This is a genomic window from Shewanella nanhaiensis (genome assembly GCF_019457885.1).
Lineage (GTDB): Bacteria > Pseudomonadota > Gammaproteobacteria > Enterobacterales > Shewanellaceae > Shewanella > Shewanella nanhaiensis.
The window spans coordinates 109,401-125,628 of the sequence record NZ_JAHZST010000001.1 but is presented as its reverse complement, the minus strand read 5'-3'; the positions used below and the strand labels follow the sequence as shown (position 1 = coordinate 125,628).

Below are 16,228 nucleotides of genomic sequence, written 5' to 3'. Positions count from 1 at the left end.
ATATCCTTAAATAGAGTTGCCTTTTCGATGCCACTCACGTTAACGAGATTGTGGCGGGCATAAGTCAAAAAAGTATATTGAGTCGTTAGTACTCGTTAATATTCTCTCAGTGCGCTAAATGTGGCGTTGATTTTTGTATGATCTTTTACGCCAGGTGCGCTTTCTAAACCTGAGTTAAAATCCAAGCCATAAAATCCCTGCTTGCTTGCACTTGAGGCAAGCTCCGGGCTTAATCCACCCGCCAACATCGAATTTGGTTTATTCGGTAATGATTGTTGCCAATTAAAGGCGATGCCAGTGCCACCAAATTGTAGCTCACCGGTTTGCTTACTTTTGCTGTCAAACAGCACGCGATCAACATTGGTGGGTACTTGAATTGTCTGCTGCGCGATATCGGCATCCACGGCAACGGCTTTCCAGATCACCGAAGGGCAAGCAAGCTCGTTTAATGCTTGACGTACCAGCTCTATCTCATATTCAGACTCACTGCCATGGAGTTGAACGGCAAAGAGATCAAGTCTTTTAGCCGTTTCGGCTATTACCTTAGGAGCTTCGTTGACAAAGACGCCAACGAACTTGATGTTAGGCCCCGTATCTCTATGCTGCTCGACTAAGGTTTGGGCTTGTTCAGGGCTCACTGAGCGTGGCGATTTAGGGTAGAAGATAAGGCCCGCATAAACGGCGCCAGCCTTTGCCACAGCAAGAATATCATCACTGCAAGTTAGGCCACATACCTTGTTATGGCCTAAGGTAAGAGTGCGACAAGCAAGATCCAGATCGGCTTCTGCCATTAGTGAGCTGCCAACAAGAAAACCATCGACAAGGGGGCTTAATCGGCGTACTTGAGCTTGATTGTAGATACCGGACTCACTGATCACCACACGATCGGCTGGGATGTGGGGAGCTAGCTCCTCCGTGGTGCCCAGATCTGTGGAGAGATCACGCAGGTTTCGGTTGTTGATACCGATAATCGCTGCATTGAGATCTATAGCGCGCTTGAGTTCAGTTTCATTACTGACTTCGGTTAGCATATCTAAGTTGTACTTTTCAGCTTCAGCCGCCAGCGTGCGGTATTGCTCATCATCGAGTACCGATAGCATCAACAAGATAGCATCGGCGCCTTGATGAGCGGCCAATTTTACCTGATAGATATCGACGAAAAAGTCTTTACAGAGTATCGGCTGCTTAACGCGAGCGCGAACTTTGGGAATGTAATCCATGTCTCCTTGGAAAAACTGCTCATCAGTCAATACCGAAATGCCAGCCGCATAGTGATGATAGATATCGGCTATCGCTTCAACATCAAAGTCTTCGCGAATTAATCCCTTTGAAGGGCTGGCTTTCTTACATTCGAAGATAAAACCAGCATTAGGTTTTTTTAAAGCGTCAAATAAACTTCGGTCTGAAACTTTAGGCGTTAGCTCAGCTTCAGGAAAGCGGGTTTTTAGGGACGCGATATGGGCCGCTTTTGTGTCGACTATCTTAGTCAGAACATTACTGGCACTATTTGTGGCTGCTTGATTCACTGTAACTCCTGACATATTAGTTAGCTGTATTGCTTGCGCTGGCGAGCTGTTTAAGTAGTTGATAAGCCTTGCCGCTGGCGATGGTCTCTAATGCCAGTTGAGTGCCTGATTCTACGCTATCGGATACCCCTGATATGTAGAGGGCGCAACCGGCATTCGCCGCAACGGCGTATTGATGTGCTGCTTGACCTTCTCCCTGCAAGATTGCGCGGGTGTATTCGGCATTTTCCTCAGGAGTTCCACCCTCTAAATCTGTGAGTTTGCTCAGGGGGAGCCCCAACTGCTCAGGTGTTAAGGTGTATTGGGTGATCTCAGTGTTATTGAGCTCACAGACTAAGGTGTCGCCATGTATGGCGACCTCATCGAGCCCGCTACCATGAACCACCATGGCACGCTTCATTCCCAAGGCTTTTAATACTTCAGCAATAGGTTTAACGAGCTCAGGACTGTAGACACCCAGAAGGATAAAATCTGGGTGTGATGGGTTAATCAGCGGTCCGAGTACGTTAAACAGAGTACGGGTCTTTAATGCTTGACGAACAGGTACTGCGTGGCGAACGCCGCCATGATAGTGAGGGGCAAACAGAAAGCAGAGCCCGAGTTCATCTAAGCAATCCCGCGCGGTTTCTGGTGCCATGGTGAGATCGATACCAAATTGGGCTAATAGATCCGAGGAGCCAGACTTGCTAGAAACGCTTCGATTTCCATGTTTAGCGACATTCGCACCAGACGCAGCGGCAACAAAAGCCGCTGTGGTGGAGATATTAATCGTGTTGTGGCCATCACCACCTGTGCCTACGATATCAACAACGCCTTTTGTTCGGGTTGCTTCGCAAGGCGCTGGAAAGGGTTTCGCTGCTGCGCGAAGGGCATCGGCGGCGCCGGAGATCTCATCTATACTTTCACCGCGCATCTTCATGGCGACCAACATACCCGCCATCACGGTCTCACTCATCTCTCCTGCTATGATGCTACTGACTAGTTGTTTGGCTTCAGAGCGAGTTGCAGATTGTCCTGAATAAAGCTTGTCTAATATAGGTTGCAGTTCAGTAGGCTGTTCGGTTTGGCTCATGTATTGGCTCCCTGAGTGCTATTGATACCGGTTAATTCGTTTAAAGTTTGGATAAGCAGTTGGCTACCCAATGTGGTGAGAATGGACTCAGGATGAAACTGAAATCCAATCGCTTTATGGCTTTTATGGGAGATGGCCATCGGCATCGTCTCTGTGGTTGCAATTATATCTAAACAGTCAGGTACTTGTGTGGCAACGAGACTGTGATAACGAGCAACGGGCAGAGGGGAGGGCAGATGGCTAAATATGCCTTTTTGTTGATGATACGTGGGGCTTGCTTTACCGTGAACCACTTGAGGAGCCCGCTCAACTTTTCCGCCGTAGTGCTCAATCATAGCTTGATGTCCTAGGCAGATCCCCAGCATAGGAACTTTGCCAGCAAGAAGCGCAATTAACGCCATTAGACAACCGGCTTCATGGGGGGCGCCAGGTCCTGGTGAGAGAACCAGCGCAGCGTTACTTGGCTCATTAAGCAGTTTATCGGCAATAAACTTGGCATCAAGATCATTACGGTAGATCACAACTTCATAGCCTAAGCTTCTGAACTGGTCGACTAGGTTATAGGTAAACGAGTCGAAATTATCGAGTAGATAGAGCTTCATAGTCCACCTCCCATCTTGATGGCTGATATTACAGCTTGTGCTTTTTGTCTGGTTTCATCGGCTTCTGCTTGCGGATCTGAGTCAAATACAACACCCGCACCTGCTTGAATGTATGCGGTGCCGTCTTTAACAAAGGCGGAGCGAATGACGATACAGGTATCCATATCACCTAAACCGTTAAGGTAGCCAACAGCTCCGCCGTAACTGCCTCGGCGGCTCTGCTCTGCACCTCGAATGAGCTGGGCTGCACTGACTTTAGGAGCGCCTGTTAATGTGCCCATATTCATGCAGGCTTGATAAGCATGCAGGGCATCGAGATCATCACGAAGCTGACCTGTTACACGACTGACCAGGTGCATGACATGTGAGTATCGATCCACTTTTAATAGCTCTGCGACTTTCCTTGTCCCACTTTGGCTGATCCGGGCAACATCATTACGGGCTAGATCAACCAGCATTAAGTGTTCTGATAGCTCTTTTTTGTCTAACCTCAGCTCAAGCTCGATGCGACTGTCGAGATCGAAATCAATCTTGCCATCGACTGTTTTGCCTCGTTTGCGTGTACCAGCAATGGGGTAGATCTCAACTTGATTAGTGTGTGCTTCATATTTCAGAGCGCTTTCAGGAGAGGCACCAAAAAGGGTAAAGTCCTCACCTCTGAAATAGAACATGTAGGGACTGGGGTTGGTTAATCTTAAGGCCCGGTATGCCCCTAAGGTGTTTGGGCAGGGAAGGCTAAAGCTACGAGAGGGAACAACTTGGAAAATATCACCGGCAATAATATGAGACTTTAGATCTTGTACTGTCTGTTTAAAGGTGTCGTCACTGATGTTGACCTGAGTATCGGCATTTATGGTAACTAAAGGAGCGATAGGTGCTTTTTGCTCAGCTATCGCTTGTAGGCTTTGAACCCTTCGCACTAGCTGCTCTTTCTGTTTAGGTGATGCCGCTATCTCATCAGTGCTAAAGAGATGGGAAACGATGTCAGCTTGCTGCTGTTGATGATCGATAAGAATTAGGGTTTCGGCGAGATAAAACAGGTAATCGGGACAGGTGTTCTCACCTTGAGGTACTTCGGGAAGCGGCTCGACTGTATCGATAAGGTCATAGGCGAGTACCCCGCCTAAAAAGAGATCTTCAAATACTGGCGTCTCGCCAAAACCTATCTCTTTCACTAAGGCTCGCAGTCCGTCGAGAGGAGAGCGCGATTTTAGCCTGGCATCCTCATCTAACATCTCACTCTCTTTGACTAAAGTGAGAGTGAGTACGCCCTCTTTAAGCTCGCTATGAGCATCTGCAAAAAAGTCCTGTATCGGTTTCAGTAACCTATTGCCGTTATCGGTCAGTGCGGTAAAGGTGAGTTGGTAGCCATCACAACGTATCATCATAGCGCCATGGGTCATCACAATACTCTTGAGGTGATCCTTGCTGTCAATCTCCGCCGATTCGAGCAACATGGTATGTGGCGCATTTTGGGTAAGTTGCTGATATAAGCCGAGAGGGTCGGCATGATAGGTGATCCTCTCCTTACTTGTCGTCACGTGAGCTAGTTTCATCTAATGTCTCGCTTTCTTATCGTCTTTTTATCGGTTACAGAGCGTGATGGAGGTCAAGCTAAAATTAAAGTACAAAAAAGCCCGCAATCTATGCGGGCTTATTGTTGAATCTTGTCTCTTTTACATGAGCACAGAGTTTCACACCACCCGCTAGTTAGGGAAGTGCCACCACCAATTGATGTTTTGTGCTTGAGAAAAAATGTTCATTATAACCCTTAAGTTAACAGGTGAAAAAAACGGTCATGTAAAAAGAGTGGACCCCTTTGGCATCCAGTGGCTATATAAAAACATTTGCGGGTGAAGGATGTCAATTGAATCTTTTATAATTTGCCAAATTGGTAATATTTTAAGTTTATATCTTAGATTTGTAATGAAATTTGAGTAACTTGATTGATGAAAGCAATGTTAATTCCCCTTTTGCTCATAAACTCAAGTAGAATAAGCCTATGACAGAAGAAACTTTATTGGCTGATCTACATAGCCACACAACTGCCTCAGATGGCATGTTGACCCCCTCAGAATTAGTAGAGAGAGCGATTGGTAATGGGGTAGAGATGTTTGCTATCACCGATCATGATACAACCGCTGGTTTAGCTGAGGCTCATGCCTATAATAATAGTCATGCAACGCCATTGAGATTAATTAATGGTGTCGAGGTATCAACCCGTTGGCATAACCATGATATTCATATTGTGGCCTTGAATATTGATCCCGATGATAGTGAGTTCGACGCCTTCTTAATCAATCAGCGTAATCTACGCGAATTAAGAGCAAAAGAGATAGGTGAGAGGTTAGCAAAAGCGGGGATTGAAGGCGCCTATGAAGGTGCTAAATTGCTTGCTGGTGATGCAGCATTAAGTCGTGGTCATTATGCTCGCTGGCTCGCTGATAAAGGCTATGCAACCAGCATGGCCAATGTATTTAAAAAGTACTTAGCACGAGGTAAGACTGGCTATGTACCCAATAATTGGTCTGATATGGCAACGGCTATTGAAGTTATCCATAAAGCAGGTGGAATCGCAGTGCTAGCCCATCCACACGGCTATAAATTATCGACTAAATGGGTTAAGCGATTGGTGCGAGAGTTTAAAGAGTCCGCAGGTGATGCAATGGAAGTTGTGGTCAGTCAGCAGACAGTGGAGACGAGAAGTCAGCTAATTGCCTTAAGTTTACAAAATGAGTTAGCGGCTTCCTTGGGCAGTGATTTTCATTTTCCTGGAAGTTGGACTGAGCTGGGTAAAAGTATGTACCAACCGCCGGGAGTTAATTGGGTGTGGCAGATGGACAGTTGGCCGGCCGCGAGCGCTTAAAGCGTGTTTTCAATGTAAGTTATTAATAATTTCCCATCGGCAGAGCAAGCCAGATGGTGATGGATGGAATCGAGATGAGTCAGTTTTTTTACGTACATGAAGAAAATCCACAAGCCCGTTTGATCAATCAAGCGGTGAACGCGATTAAAAATGGTGGTGTTATTGTCTACCCAACCGATTCGGGTTACGCATTAGGTTGTTTATTGGGTGAGAAAGATGCCATGAGCCGAATTGCGCGAATACGTCAGATAGATAATGATCATAACTTCTCTTTGATGTGTCGTGATCAATCAGAGTTGTCCACCTATGCCAAAGTGGATAACCAGGCGTACCGAGTGCTTAAACATAACACGCCTGGTCCCTACACCTTTATCTTCAAGGCCAGTAAAGAGGTGCCAAAACGTCTGCAAAATCCCAAGAAGAAGACGATTGGAATTAGGGTGCCAGATAATGTGATCGCTTTAGCCCTGTTAGAAGCACTTGATGAGCCATTGATGTCGACCAGTCTTATTCTGCCTGGAGAGGAGTTTACTGAGTCAGATCCTGAGCATATTCGTGATATTTTAGAGCATCAAGTTGACGTAATTATCCATGGCGGATATTTAGGTGAAAAGCCAACGACTGTGATTGATCTCTCCGAGGGAGATATTGAGATTATACGTGAGGGCGCAGGAGATATTAGTTCCTTTGTTTAAACTCTGTGAATTGTTAAATGAACAGGGTATAATCGCGCGCTTTCTTTACGGCTTTGAGCGGTTAAACTAGCTGCTCTGGCTTTAAAACCTTTGATACTTAAGCTGAGGACAGTGGATGCAGGGGACTCAAAAAAGTTTACCTCTTGCCATTGTTAGAGGCGAGCCAGTTAAGCATTTTCCGGCTGATCTTTTTATACCGCCAGAAGCGTTAGAAGTTTTTCTCGAGTCTTTTGAAGGTCCTTTGGATCTTCTCTTATATTTGATCCGTAAACAGAAATTAGATGTGGTAGAGCTGCCTATCTGGCCTGTGACGGAGCAATATTTAGAGTATATTGAGCTGTTACAAGGCGCGCGAGTTGAGCTCGCTGCTGATTACTTAGTGATGGCTGCGACGTTGGCTGAGATTAAGTCTCGGTTATTGCTGCCGCGCCCTCAGACTGAAGTCGAAGATGAAGAGGACCCTCGTGCTCAATTAATTCGTCAATTGAAAGCCTATGAGGTGATTAAGTTGGCTCAGCAGGAGTTAGATTCGCTTCCTCGGCTAGAGCGGGATATTTTTCAGGCCAAAGTGACACCAGCACCGGATATAAAACCTGTGTTATTGCCACCGAGTGTTTCATTAGCGGATATGGCGAGAGCCTTTGCTTCTGTGCTTCAGCGAGTTGAAGCAACAGAAGATCACCATGTAAAGCGAGAGGTGTTGTCGACGCGTGAGCGAATGACTCAGATCCTTGCCCTGCTAGATGGTGAAGATTATCTGCCATTTGAAGCGCTGTTTGATGTCAAAGAGGGGCGCAGCGGAGTGGTGGTGAGTTTTCTGGCCTTAATGGAGCTGGTCAAAGAGCTTTTAGTGGAGTTGATACAAGCTGAGCCATTTTCAACCATACATGTTAAGGCCTATTGATTGTCAAAGAGCAAACTATTACAGATTAATCCAGATCAGCTTAAACAGCTTATTGAAGCCGCCCTGTTTGTGATGGGAAAAACGGTGACAATAAAAGGTTTAAGGGAGACGGTACTGGTAAACTTCAATGTATCAAGGGCTAAAGTTAAATTAGCGATTGAAGAGTTACAGGAAGATTACCAAGGGCGAGGAGTTGAGTTGGTTGCTGTTGCGGGTGGTTATCGCTTTCAAACAGTAGAAACCTTAAGTCCATACCTACAGTGTATGTGGCAAGAGAAAGCACCAAAATATTCGAGAGCGACGTTAGAGACCTTAGCGGTTATTGCATATCGTCAACCTGTCACCCGAGGTGATATTGAATTTGTACGTGGTGTGGCAGTGAGCAGCCATACCATTAAAACCCTGTCCGATAGACATTGGATCAGAGCGGTAGGTCATAAAGAGGTACCGGGAAGACCGGCGCTTTATGGTACTACAGCAGAATTTTTAGCTTACTTTGGCTTAGATACGTTGGCGGATCTCCCTCCGTTGTCAGACCCTGAGTCGCTAGCGGCACTGTTTTCAAATGCAGAGGCCTCAAATGTTCCTGTATCGGATGATGAAACGGTGAATATTGAGCACTTGGCAGATGAAGCTGAGCCTACAGAAACACAAAATAGAGAAGAGTCTACTAATGAGTGAAAAATTGCAGAAAGTCTTGGCCCGTGCAGGCCATGGCTCCCGTCGTGAGATGGAGGCATGGATTGCTGCAGGCCGAATTAGTATAGATGGTGAGATCGCAAATCTAGGTGATCGTGTCGAAGCGGATGTTAAGATCAGAATCGACGGACGTGCGGTGTCAATTAAATCAGAAGAGGATTTAGTCTGCCGTGTGATCGCTTATCACAAACCGGAAGGCGAGATCTGTAGTCGTAAAGATCCTGAAGGACGTCCAACGGTTTTTGACCGTTTACCTAAGACTCGTGATTCACGTTGGGTTGCAGTTGGTCGTCTGGATATCAATACCTCAGGTTTACTGTTGTTTACATCAGATGGTGAGCTGGCTAACCGCTTAATGCATCCTTCAAATGAAGTTGAACGTGAATATGCGGTTCGTACTTTTGGTGAAGTGACTGATGCTTGTATTCAGCGCCTTCGTACTGGGGTGACTTTAGAAGATGGCCCTGCCCATTTTGATAAAGTGAAAGCCGCCGGCGGTGAGGGGATGAACAAGTGGTGGCATGTGTCACTGGCAGAAGGACGTAACCGTGAAGTTCGTCGTTTGTGGGAGTCTCAAGAGGTCCAGGTGAGCCGTCTTATCCGTATTCGTTACGGTATGATTGAATTGCCAAAATCTTTGCCACGTGGTGGCTGGGTAGAGCTTGAGCTTGAGCAGGTGAACTATTTGCGCCAAACCGCAGGTTTACCAATTGAGAATCGCACTCTGTTAGGTACAGATAAACACAGTGTTGCTCGTGCGAAAGTTAAAAGCGCTAAAATTAAACGTGCGGTTAATAAGCATAAAGTGAATGCTGCTAAAAATACCCGTCAGCGTTAATTGAATAGCTTAAAATACTGATACCAGTCAGAGTAAGAGGCCGCACTAGCGGCCTTTTTTGTATCTAGAGTTTAGGTATAACGCTTATTTGATACCGTGCTATAAATAGATAATACCGATCAGTATTTAGCAGGCTTTTTGATGAAATTAATCTCAGTTGATAAGATATGGGACAGGGCAGATCATAATGCTTTTACCGATATGGTGCGCTTTGGTGATCACCTTTACTGCGTGTTTCGTGAAGCGACAGCTCATGTTTCTGATGATGGCGCACTGAGGATAATTCGTTCAGCTGATGAGGGGAAAAGTTGGGAGTCTGTCGTTTTAATGCAGATGAGCCATGCAGATCTTCGCGATGGTAAATTAATCTCTTACAGAGGTGAGCTTTTGCTGCTCGGTTTAGGCAGTTTTATCTCAAGGGTTAAGCAGGAGAGGCAGTCCTATCTTTGGCGAAGCCAAGAGGGCCTCACTTGGTCAGCTCCCATGGAAGTCGCAAAGCCTAATGACTGGCTTTGGCGACTTGTGGAGCATAAAGGCGTGTTGTGGGGGATCTCCTATTACCCCAAACCTAAGGGATACGCGAGTTTATACAGAAGCCCAGACGGTCACAGTTTTACCCGCGTATTTAAAAAGTTTAATAAGCAAGGGTATGTGAATGAGTCAGGTCTTTTTTTTGATGAAAATAACTGCGCCCACTGCTTACTGAGACGAGACCCTGTTTGGGGGCCTGAGGAGACGGCACTTTTAGGGTTCTCTAAACCTCCCTATCAGTACTGGAGATGGAAAGAGTTGAATAAGCGGATTGGTGGGCCAGTTAGCTTTTATTATCAAGGACATCACTACGGCGTTGTTCGCCTCTATGATAATAAGATCCGTACCAGTATTGTCGAGATAAACGGCGTGACAGGGGAGGTGGATGAATTACTTACCTTACCTTCTGGCGGTGACAACAGTTACGCTGGCGTGGTACTCGATAGGGGAAGTTTAAAGATCAGTTACTACTCGTCACACGAAGGGAAAACAGCCATCTACTTCGCAGAGATAGATATTTAATACATAAAGTGATGAATAGAAAAGGGACCTCAGGTCCCTTTTTGCATCTTGTCTATTTTAGATTATTGAGCGTTAAGCTGCTGGCCATTAACCTCGAGAGAGTCATTGCCCATTAGGTAGAGGTAAGTTGCCATTATTTCCTCTGGAGCCTTGATAGATTGTGGGTTTTCAGCAGGATAGGCATTGGCACGCATACCAGTACGGGTAGCACCTGGGTTGATACTATTTGCACGCACATTTGAACCGTCATATTCATGGGCGATAGCTTGCATCATGCCTTCGGTGGCAAATTTAGAGATGGCATACTCTCCCCAGAATGCTTTGCCTTGACGACCAACGCTGCTAGAGGTAAACACCAATGAAGCTTGCGGCGCTTTCTTCATCACTGGAAGTAGAGCTTTTGTCATCATCACTTCTGCAATCACGTTTACCTGCATGACCTCTTTTACCGAATCCATAGAGATATGTTCAAATGGGCCTAATACACCCAACATGCTCGCATTGTGTAGTAGTCCATCTAAGTGACCAAACTGCTGTTCTATGGTTTCAGCCATGTCAGTATAGTTCTGCTCTGTGGCTCCCTTAAGATCCAGCGGTACGATGGCAGGTTTTGGGTAACCAGCTTGTTCAATAACATCATAGACAGCTTCCAATTTCTTCACTGTCTTTCCCAGTAAGATAACCGTCGCACCGTGCTTGGCAAAACTGATGGCAGCTGCACGGCCAATGCCGTCCCCAGCGCCTGTGACTAGGATTGTTTTGTTAATAAGTAGATCTTTTGCTGCTTGATATTCCAACATGGGTCAATATTTCCTATCGGCGGAAAAGCCCGCCACCTCTAGAGTCACTGATGTGATGAACGTGTGTTTAAAACAAATGATTAATTATTGTTCGCATATTCATGAGTTTTTGTGACAAAATTGTAGCTAAGTCAATATATTTGCGTTAACTTGAACTAAGGTAGGGACCTATAAAAGTCCTATTTGGCCACATATGATTGCCTATTGTGACCAAATTTTTTGGGGAAAACAAAAATTATTACAACAAGATTTGGGGAAGAAAGATGAAAAGACTCTTTTTGGGTGTTGCAATTGCATCTGCGCTTGGGCTGACGGGATGTAGTGAGGATAGTGTTGAAGAAATTAAAGATAAGGTAGAGCCTCTAATCCCTGTGTCACATTTGGCCTTTGATCCTGCAAATGGCGTAGTACCTCTGCCAAACGATCTTCTTTTTAGTGGCACCAGTGACGGCACACTTAACCTGCCTGGTGAGGCTGCTGACGGAAGCAGTGATTATACAGATCCTTCTATGGCACTAGGTGCGTTAGATGGTTGGTCCACAACATCCCCAATCTCAATTACGGTAGAGCCTGCAAGTGATCATGATGGCTCTGTGTTGTCATTAGATGTTACCTCTGTGTCACAACCTGGCGCTGTGAGAATGTTTGAAGCGACTGTGGGGGGGGCACTTTCAAGCGACCCTGAGTGTCAGGCTGCAACCTCTGTAACAGCGTGTAAAGTTGGTGAAGAGCTTCAATATGGCGTTGACTTTATCTCAAAAGGTTCAGGTAATACGATTGCTATTATTCCGCTTAAGCCACTTAAGCCAAATCAATCTTATATCTACGCGACCACTAACCTTATTATGGACTCAAAAAGTCGTAGCATAGCGCCATCGACAACTTATGGCCTGCTAAAGCTGGATTTTGAAACTGAGACTTTAGAGACTGACGATCAGAAGCTGTTGCAAGAGATAGTTAACAGTTATGAGAAAGGAATGGCCGCAGCTCACGGCGTCGATGCCGAGTCGATCACCTATTCAGGACTGTTTACCACTCAATCGGTTGCCGATGTCTATGAGACAACTAAGCTACTGATGTTAGATCCAACTCCAGGTAACCCCTTCGCACCTTCAATCTCTCTTCCGCAGCCTCACCCTCTAGGGATCACGGTTGCGCAAGCGGCAGGTTTGACTCCTGCTGATGGCGTTGCATATGCGGTGTCGAGTTTAGCGGATGTTTATACCGCTGAGCTGACTATCCCCACCTTTGGTGCTTGTGATTCGACAAAGTGTTCAGGTATTAGTGGCTCATGGAAAGCATTGGGCGATAGCCCGGTATCTGTACTCCTTGCACTTCAGGCGGGGACGTTAAGCCAAACAAACTTTGGAATGCAAGCTGCGGCTTACAATATTGACCCTGCAGCTGCATTAGCTAATCCTGCATTATTAGCGGGGAAAACTTGGTTACTGGATGATGGAACTGCTGCTGATAAAGCAAAGCATTTGACCAAGTTTAACCCTATTCCACAACCTACAGGGCAAGAGGTTATTCCTGTTCTCATCTCTATGCCTGATGCTGAGCGAGTTGCACAGTTTAGTGCTAGTCAGGGACTGGATTTCACACCACCTACTGCAGGTTGGCCAACCACCATTGCTATGCATGGTTTAGGTGGCGGTAAAGAGATGTCTCTTGCTTATGCTGGCTCTTATGCTGCATTAGGAGTGGCGACAATCGCCATTGATATGCCACTTCACGGTGCGCGCTCTTACGATGCTAACAGTGATGGCGTGTATGAAGTATCTGCAACTGATAAAAGTTTTGGTAGTGTTGTGGGGACTCCTGATGCGTTTGCAAATGGTAATCCTTTAGTATTTATTAATATCGAAAGCACACTGAGTGTCCGTGATAATTTCCGTCAGGCAACTAATGATCATTTAGCACTTCGCGCGTCACTAACTGGTCTTGCTGGGGCACTTGCACAAGCTCAGTATCCACAGATGTTTGATATTAATAATATCAGTGCACAAGGGCTAAGTTTAGGCGCCATTGTTGGGACTAACTTCTCTACTTACGCGAGTACTGGTGTGACTCACCCAGAGTCGGGGCTTGATTTAAGTTATGTTTATAAACTGAATGCGGCATCACTAGTTGCCCCAAGTGGTGGATTTGCTGGGACCTTTATAGGGTCGGCGACATTTGGTCCGTTACTCTTTGCCAATGTGACGGCGAGTGATACTTTCCAAGCATTAGTCGATGAAGCTAATACTGCGGGTTATGAGCCTGGCTCTACTGAGTATGCTACTCTGGTACAAACTGTTTATGCTAACTTCTTGCCTACCTTTGCTTTTGCAGTACAAACTGCTGTGGATAGCGCCGATCCGATCAACCACGCCGCTGCGCTTAAAGCGACTGAACTTCCAATACACTTGATTGAAGTGGTGGGAGACGGTGATATGCATCTACCAGATCAGGTACTGCCTAATCGCGTTGAGAATTTCCCTGTATCGGGTACTGAGCCTTTAATTGCTAATTTAGGGTTGGCCTGTGTAGACACGACAACAACGGGTGCTTCAGGAGCAGTTCGATTCTCTAAAGGTCACCACAGCTCAATTGTGAGCCCTGAAGGTGTTGAAGGCTCTGCAGATGCAACAACTGAGATGCAGACACAAGTTGCTAGCTATGCCCTTACTGCAAGTAAAGGAAGTGGGAGCATTATTGTTTCTAACGACAAAGTTCTTCAAGAGTGTCCTTAACTCCCGAAGAGGTGTTTGCTTTGAGCTATAAATTTAGCTCAGAGTGAACTGTAAACTTGTTTAAAAACCCAGCGAATGCTGGGTTTTTTTATGGTTAACTCATCTATTGTTACTTTTGTTATTAGCCTCTTGGCTGTTAGAATAAGCCTCAATTTTTAGATTGAATTTATACCTATGGGTATTAGATCGATTTGCAGGAGCATATTTTGGAATTTTTGTACGAGTATGGGATGTTTTTTGCTAAAGCGATCACGGTCGTGTTATCGATTATTGCGGTTGTGATTGTTGTTTTAGCGTCTGCTGTTAAGCAAAAAGGCGGTAAAGGTGAGTTAAGGCTGACCAATATCTCTGAAGAGTTGAAGGAGCTGCAACACGATCTTAAAGAGGAGCTGTACACTAAGCAGCAGTTTAAAGCTTACGAGAAGCAACTTAAAGCCGATGAGAAGGCCAAAGAGAAGGCGCTTAAAGAGCAGAAAGAACCTGTCTCTGAGCCAAGAGTCTTTGTAGTTGATTTTAAAGGTAGTATTGATGCCAATGAGGTTTCATCGCTGCGTGAAGAGATCAGTGCCATTATCGCCATTGCAGAGCCAGGTGATGAGGCTATTGTGAATGTAGAGAGTGGCGGCGGTATGGTTCACGGTTATGGCTTAGCCTCGAGTCAATTAGACCGTCTTCGTCAGGCTAATATTCATCTTACAATCTGTGTCGATAAAGTAGCTGCCAGTGGCGGTTACATGATGGCCTGCGTTGCTAATAAAGTGTATGCGGCTCCCTTTGCTATTGTTGGCTCTATTGGGGTGGTTGCACAAGTGCCAAACTTCAATAAACTGCTTAAAAAACATGATATTGATTATGAGCAGCACACCGCAGGTGATTTTAAGCGCACCTTAACCGTATTTGGTGAGAACACAGATGAAGGGCGTGAGAAGTTTCAGCAGGAGCTTGAGGAGACCCATGAGCTATTTAAAGGCTTTATCTCTCAATATCGTCCTGAGCTTGAGCTTGCGAAAGTGGCTACCGGTGAGCACTGGTATGGGCAGCAAGCAATTGAGCTAGGTTTAATTGATGCTATCGCTACTAGTGATGATGTGGTGATGAACTTAGCCAAAGAGCGAACAGTGATAAGAGTGAAGTATCAGCTTAAGAAGAAGTTTGCCGATAAGCTTGCTCATGCGGCTTCTTTGTCTGTAAGCTCAGTGTTTAATAAAATGGCTGAGAAAAACCAGCCATTGACCTAGATGCCGACATCTTGATACCGATTGATATAAAGCCTGCATTTTGCAGGCTTTTTTTTAATTCATTTTTAGCTTTTTCAGAAAGTACTGTTAAATCTTCGCTGAATAATATACAAAATAGGTAAGAATAAAAAAGAGACTCCAGATGAAGTACGTCCAAAGTTACAAGAGGAATATGCTGGTCGGTGATCAATCATACCCTGCCTATCAACTACGTAACCTGCTTAACTACCTTAAGGTGCATTTTGGTGATGAGGTCGTTGATAACTTATGCTCGCAGATAGGTCTTGGGGTATCTGAGTTAGAGCATCTGCAGCTCATCTATGTTTGGCAGGCGGACTTTGCGATGGAGTTTCTACAGCAATATACCCAAGATCCAGAGATAGGTGCCAAAGTGGGCAGTCAGTACCTGGTGAAAGATCTGGATTTTCTACTGACTTTTTTCAATCAATGCAAAACCATAGGCGAATGTCTGCAGTTTGTACTCTCTCACCCTGAGCGGGTAGGAAGTTTTACCGATACTTTAGTGACCAATGAAGATGGCGAGCTTCGTATACGTTGGCTTAACACCGGAAGAATTAATAGAGAGCGTTACTCCTGTCAGTTTCAACATAGTGTGTGTGGTTTAGTCAAAATAGGTTGTGGTTTAGCGGGCCAAACTATTCGCTTTGGGCGAATTTCATTGGCTGAAGAGGAGCGCGATGCGAGCTTTTTAGCCTCAGTGACTGGCGCTGATGTACAGTTTGGTTCGGAGTTTAATGAGTGGTCGATAGAGCATAAATATCTTTCGCTACCTGTGACCTATGATTTTGATCAAAACCTGATTAATACGGTCTCAAATCAGCAACCTTCCTATATTGAACACCTGTTAGATCAACTAAGGAGCTCTTTTCCTGATTGCCCCAATATGGAGCAGATGGCTGAAATACAAAGTATGAGTTCAAGAACCTTAAGGCGTAAGATATCTCAGGCGGGCAGTAGTTATCAGAAGTTGGTCGATCAGGTTCGATCTCAAGCCGCCATCGGTCTTATCTTGTCAGAAGAGCATAAGGTTGAGGACATTGCCGAGGTGATGGGATTTGGCGATGTCAGTCATTTTCGGCAAAGTTTTAAACATTGGTTAGGTCATCCACCAGGTCATTTCTTGAGGCTTAACGAGAAGGCTAAATGAGAACAAGTAGCGACCGTGTGAGTAAGTGGCTT

14 protein-coding genes and 1 other annotated feature are annotated in these 16,228 nt (G+C 45.5%); of the genes, 9 read left to right on the top strand and 5 right to left on the bottom strand.

The genetic code is table 11. From position 1 onward, the window contains the following. Nucleotides 1-95: 95 nt before the first annotated feature. The 4 genes from trpCF to K0625_RS00485 are packed head-to-tail and all read right to left on the bottom strand — an operon-like array spanning nt 96 to nt 4,756. Entirely contained in the window at nt 96-1,541 is a 1,446-nt protein-coding gene (trpCF, locus tag K0625_RS00500) for a bifunctional indole-3-glycerol-phosphate synthase TrpC/phosphoribosylanthranilate isomerase TrpF (protein ID WP_220107868.1), read from the bottom strand. A gap of 1 nt (nt 1,542) precedes the next feature. Continuing rightward, nucleotides 1,543-2,598 (bottom strand): anthranilate phosphoribosyltransferase, encoded by a 1,056-nt coding sequence (gene trpD, locus K0625_RS00495; RefSeq protein ID WP_220107867.1) that lies wholly within the window; start codon nt 2,596-2,598, stop codon nt 1,543-1,545. Next, nucleotides 2,595-3,200 carry an aminodeoxychorismate/anthranilate synthase component II gene (locus K0625_RS00490; RefSeq protein ID WP_220107866.1) on the bottom strand — a complete coding sequence of 202 codons (606 nt, stop codon included), beginning with the start codon at nt 3,198-3,200 and terminating at the stop codon, nt 2,595-2,597. The genes trpD and K0625_RS00490 overlap by 4 nt, the downstream gene beginning before the upstream one ends. Next, complete coding sequence (locus K0625_RS00485; RefSeq protein WP_220107865.1) at nt 3,197-4,756, bottom strand: anthranilate synthase component 1; 1,560 nt, start codon at nt 4,754-4,756, stop codon at nt 3,197-3,199. Before K0625_RS00485 ends, K0625_RS00490 begins: the two co-directional genes overlap by 4 nt. Nucleotides 4,757-4,827: 71 nt before the next feature. Further along, nucleotides 4,828-4,936 (bottom strand) — a sequence feature (Trp leader region). Nucleotides 4,937-5,202: 266 nt separating this feature from the next. Here K0625_RS00485 and rnm point away from each other — a divergent pair. From rnm to K0625_RS00455, 6 genes are all read left to right on the top strand, one after another. Continuing rightward, on the top strand, nt 5,203-6,066 hold the full coding sequence (gene rnm / locus K0625_RS00480; protein WP_220107864.1) for an RNase RNM: 864 nt from the start codon (nt 5,203-5,205) through the stop codon (nt 6,064-6,066). 74 nt (nt 6,067-6,140) lie between these two features. Further along, nucleotides 6,141-6,761: an L-threonylcarbamoyladenylate synthase gene (locus K0625_RS00475; RefSeq protein WP_041418191.1), complete on the top strand. Its 621-nt coding sequence runs from the start codon at nt 6,141-6,143 to the stop codon at nt 6,759-6,761. A gap of 115 nt (nt 6,762-6,876) precedes the next feature. After that, complete coding sequence (locus K0625_RS00470; RefSeq protein WP_220107863.1) at nt 6,877-7,665, top strand: segregation and condensation protein A; 789 nt, start codon at nt 6,877-6,879, stop codon at nt 7,663-7,665. Between the two features lie 72 nt (nt 7,666-7,737). Then, complete coding sequence (gene scpB, locus K0625_RS00465) at nt 7,738-8,346, top strand: SMC-Scp complex subunit ScpB (protein WP_232846877.1); 609 nt, start codon at nt 7,738-7,740, stop codon at nt 8,344-8,346. Continuing rightward, entirely contained in the window at nt 8,339-9,202 is an 864-nt protein-coding gene (gene rluB / locus K0625_RS00460) for a 23S rRNA pseudouridine(2605) synthase RluB (protein WP_220107861.1), read from the top strand. The genes scpB and rluB overlap by 8 nt, the downstream gene beginning before the upstream one ends. A 141-nt stretch (nt 9,203-9,343) precedes the next feature. Continuing rightward, entirely contained in the window at nt 9,344-10,255 is a 912-nt protein-coding gene (locus K0625_RS00455; RefSeq protein WP_220107860.1) for an exo-alpha-sialidase, read from the top strand. Nucleotides 10,256-10,317: 62 nt separating this feature from the next. Here K0625_RS00455 and K0625_RS00450 read toward each other — a convergent pair whose 3' ends face one another. Then, a complete protein-coding gene (locus K0625_RS00450; protein ID WP_220107859.1) occupies nt 10,318-11,055 on the bottom strand; it encodes a YciK family oxidoreductase in 738 nt (245 codons plus the stop codon). 263 nt (nt 11,056-11,318) lie between these two features. Here K0625_RS00450 and K0625_RS00445 point away from each other — a divergent pair, with 263 nt between their 5' ends. From K0625_RS00445 to K0625_RS00435, 3 genes are all read left to right on the top strand, one after another. Continuing rightward, the gene (locus K0625_RS00445; protein WP_220107858.1) at nt 11,319-13,790 is read left to right on the top strand and encodes a VolA/Pla-1 family phospholipase; all 2,472 of its coding nucleotides are present in this window, start codon (nt 11,319-11,321) and stop codon (nt 13,788-13,790) included. A gap of 206 nt (nt 13,791-13,996) precedes the next feature. Beyond that, nucleotides 13,997-15,028 carry a protease SohB gene (sohB, locus tag K0625_RS00440; protein WP_220107857.1) on the top strand — a complete coding sequence of 344 codons (1,032 nt, stop codon included), beginning with the start codon at nt 13,997-13,999 and terminating at the stop codon, nt 15,026-15,028. Between the two features lie 142 nt (nt 15,029-15,170). Continuing rightward, the gene (locus K0625_RS00435) at nt 15,171-16,196 is read left to right on the top strand and encodes an AraC family transcriptional regulator (protein WP_220107856.1); all 1,026 of its coding nucleotides are present in this window, start codon (nt 15,171-15,173) and stop codon (nt 16,194-16,196) included. Nucleotides 16,197-16,228 lie beyond the last annotated feature (32 nt).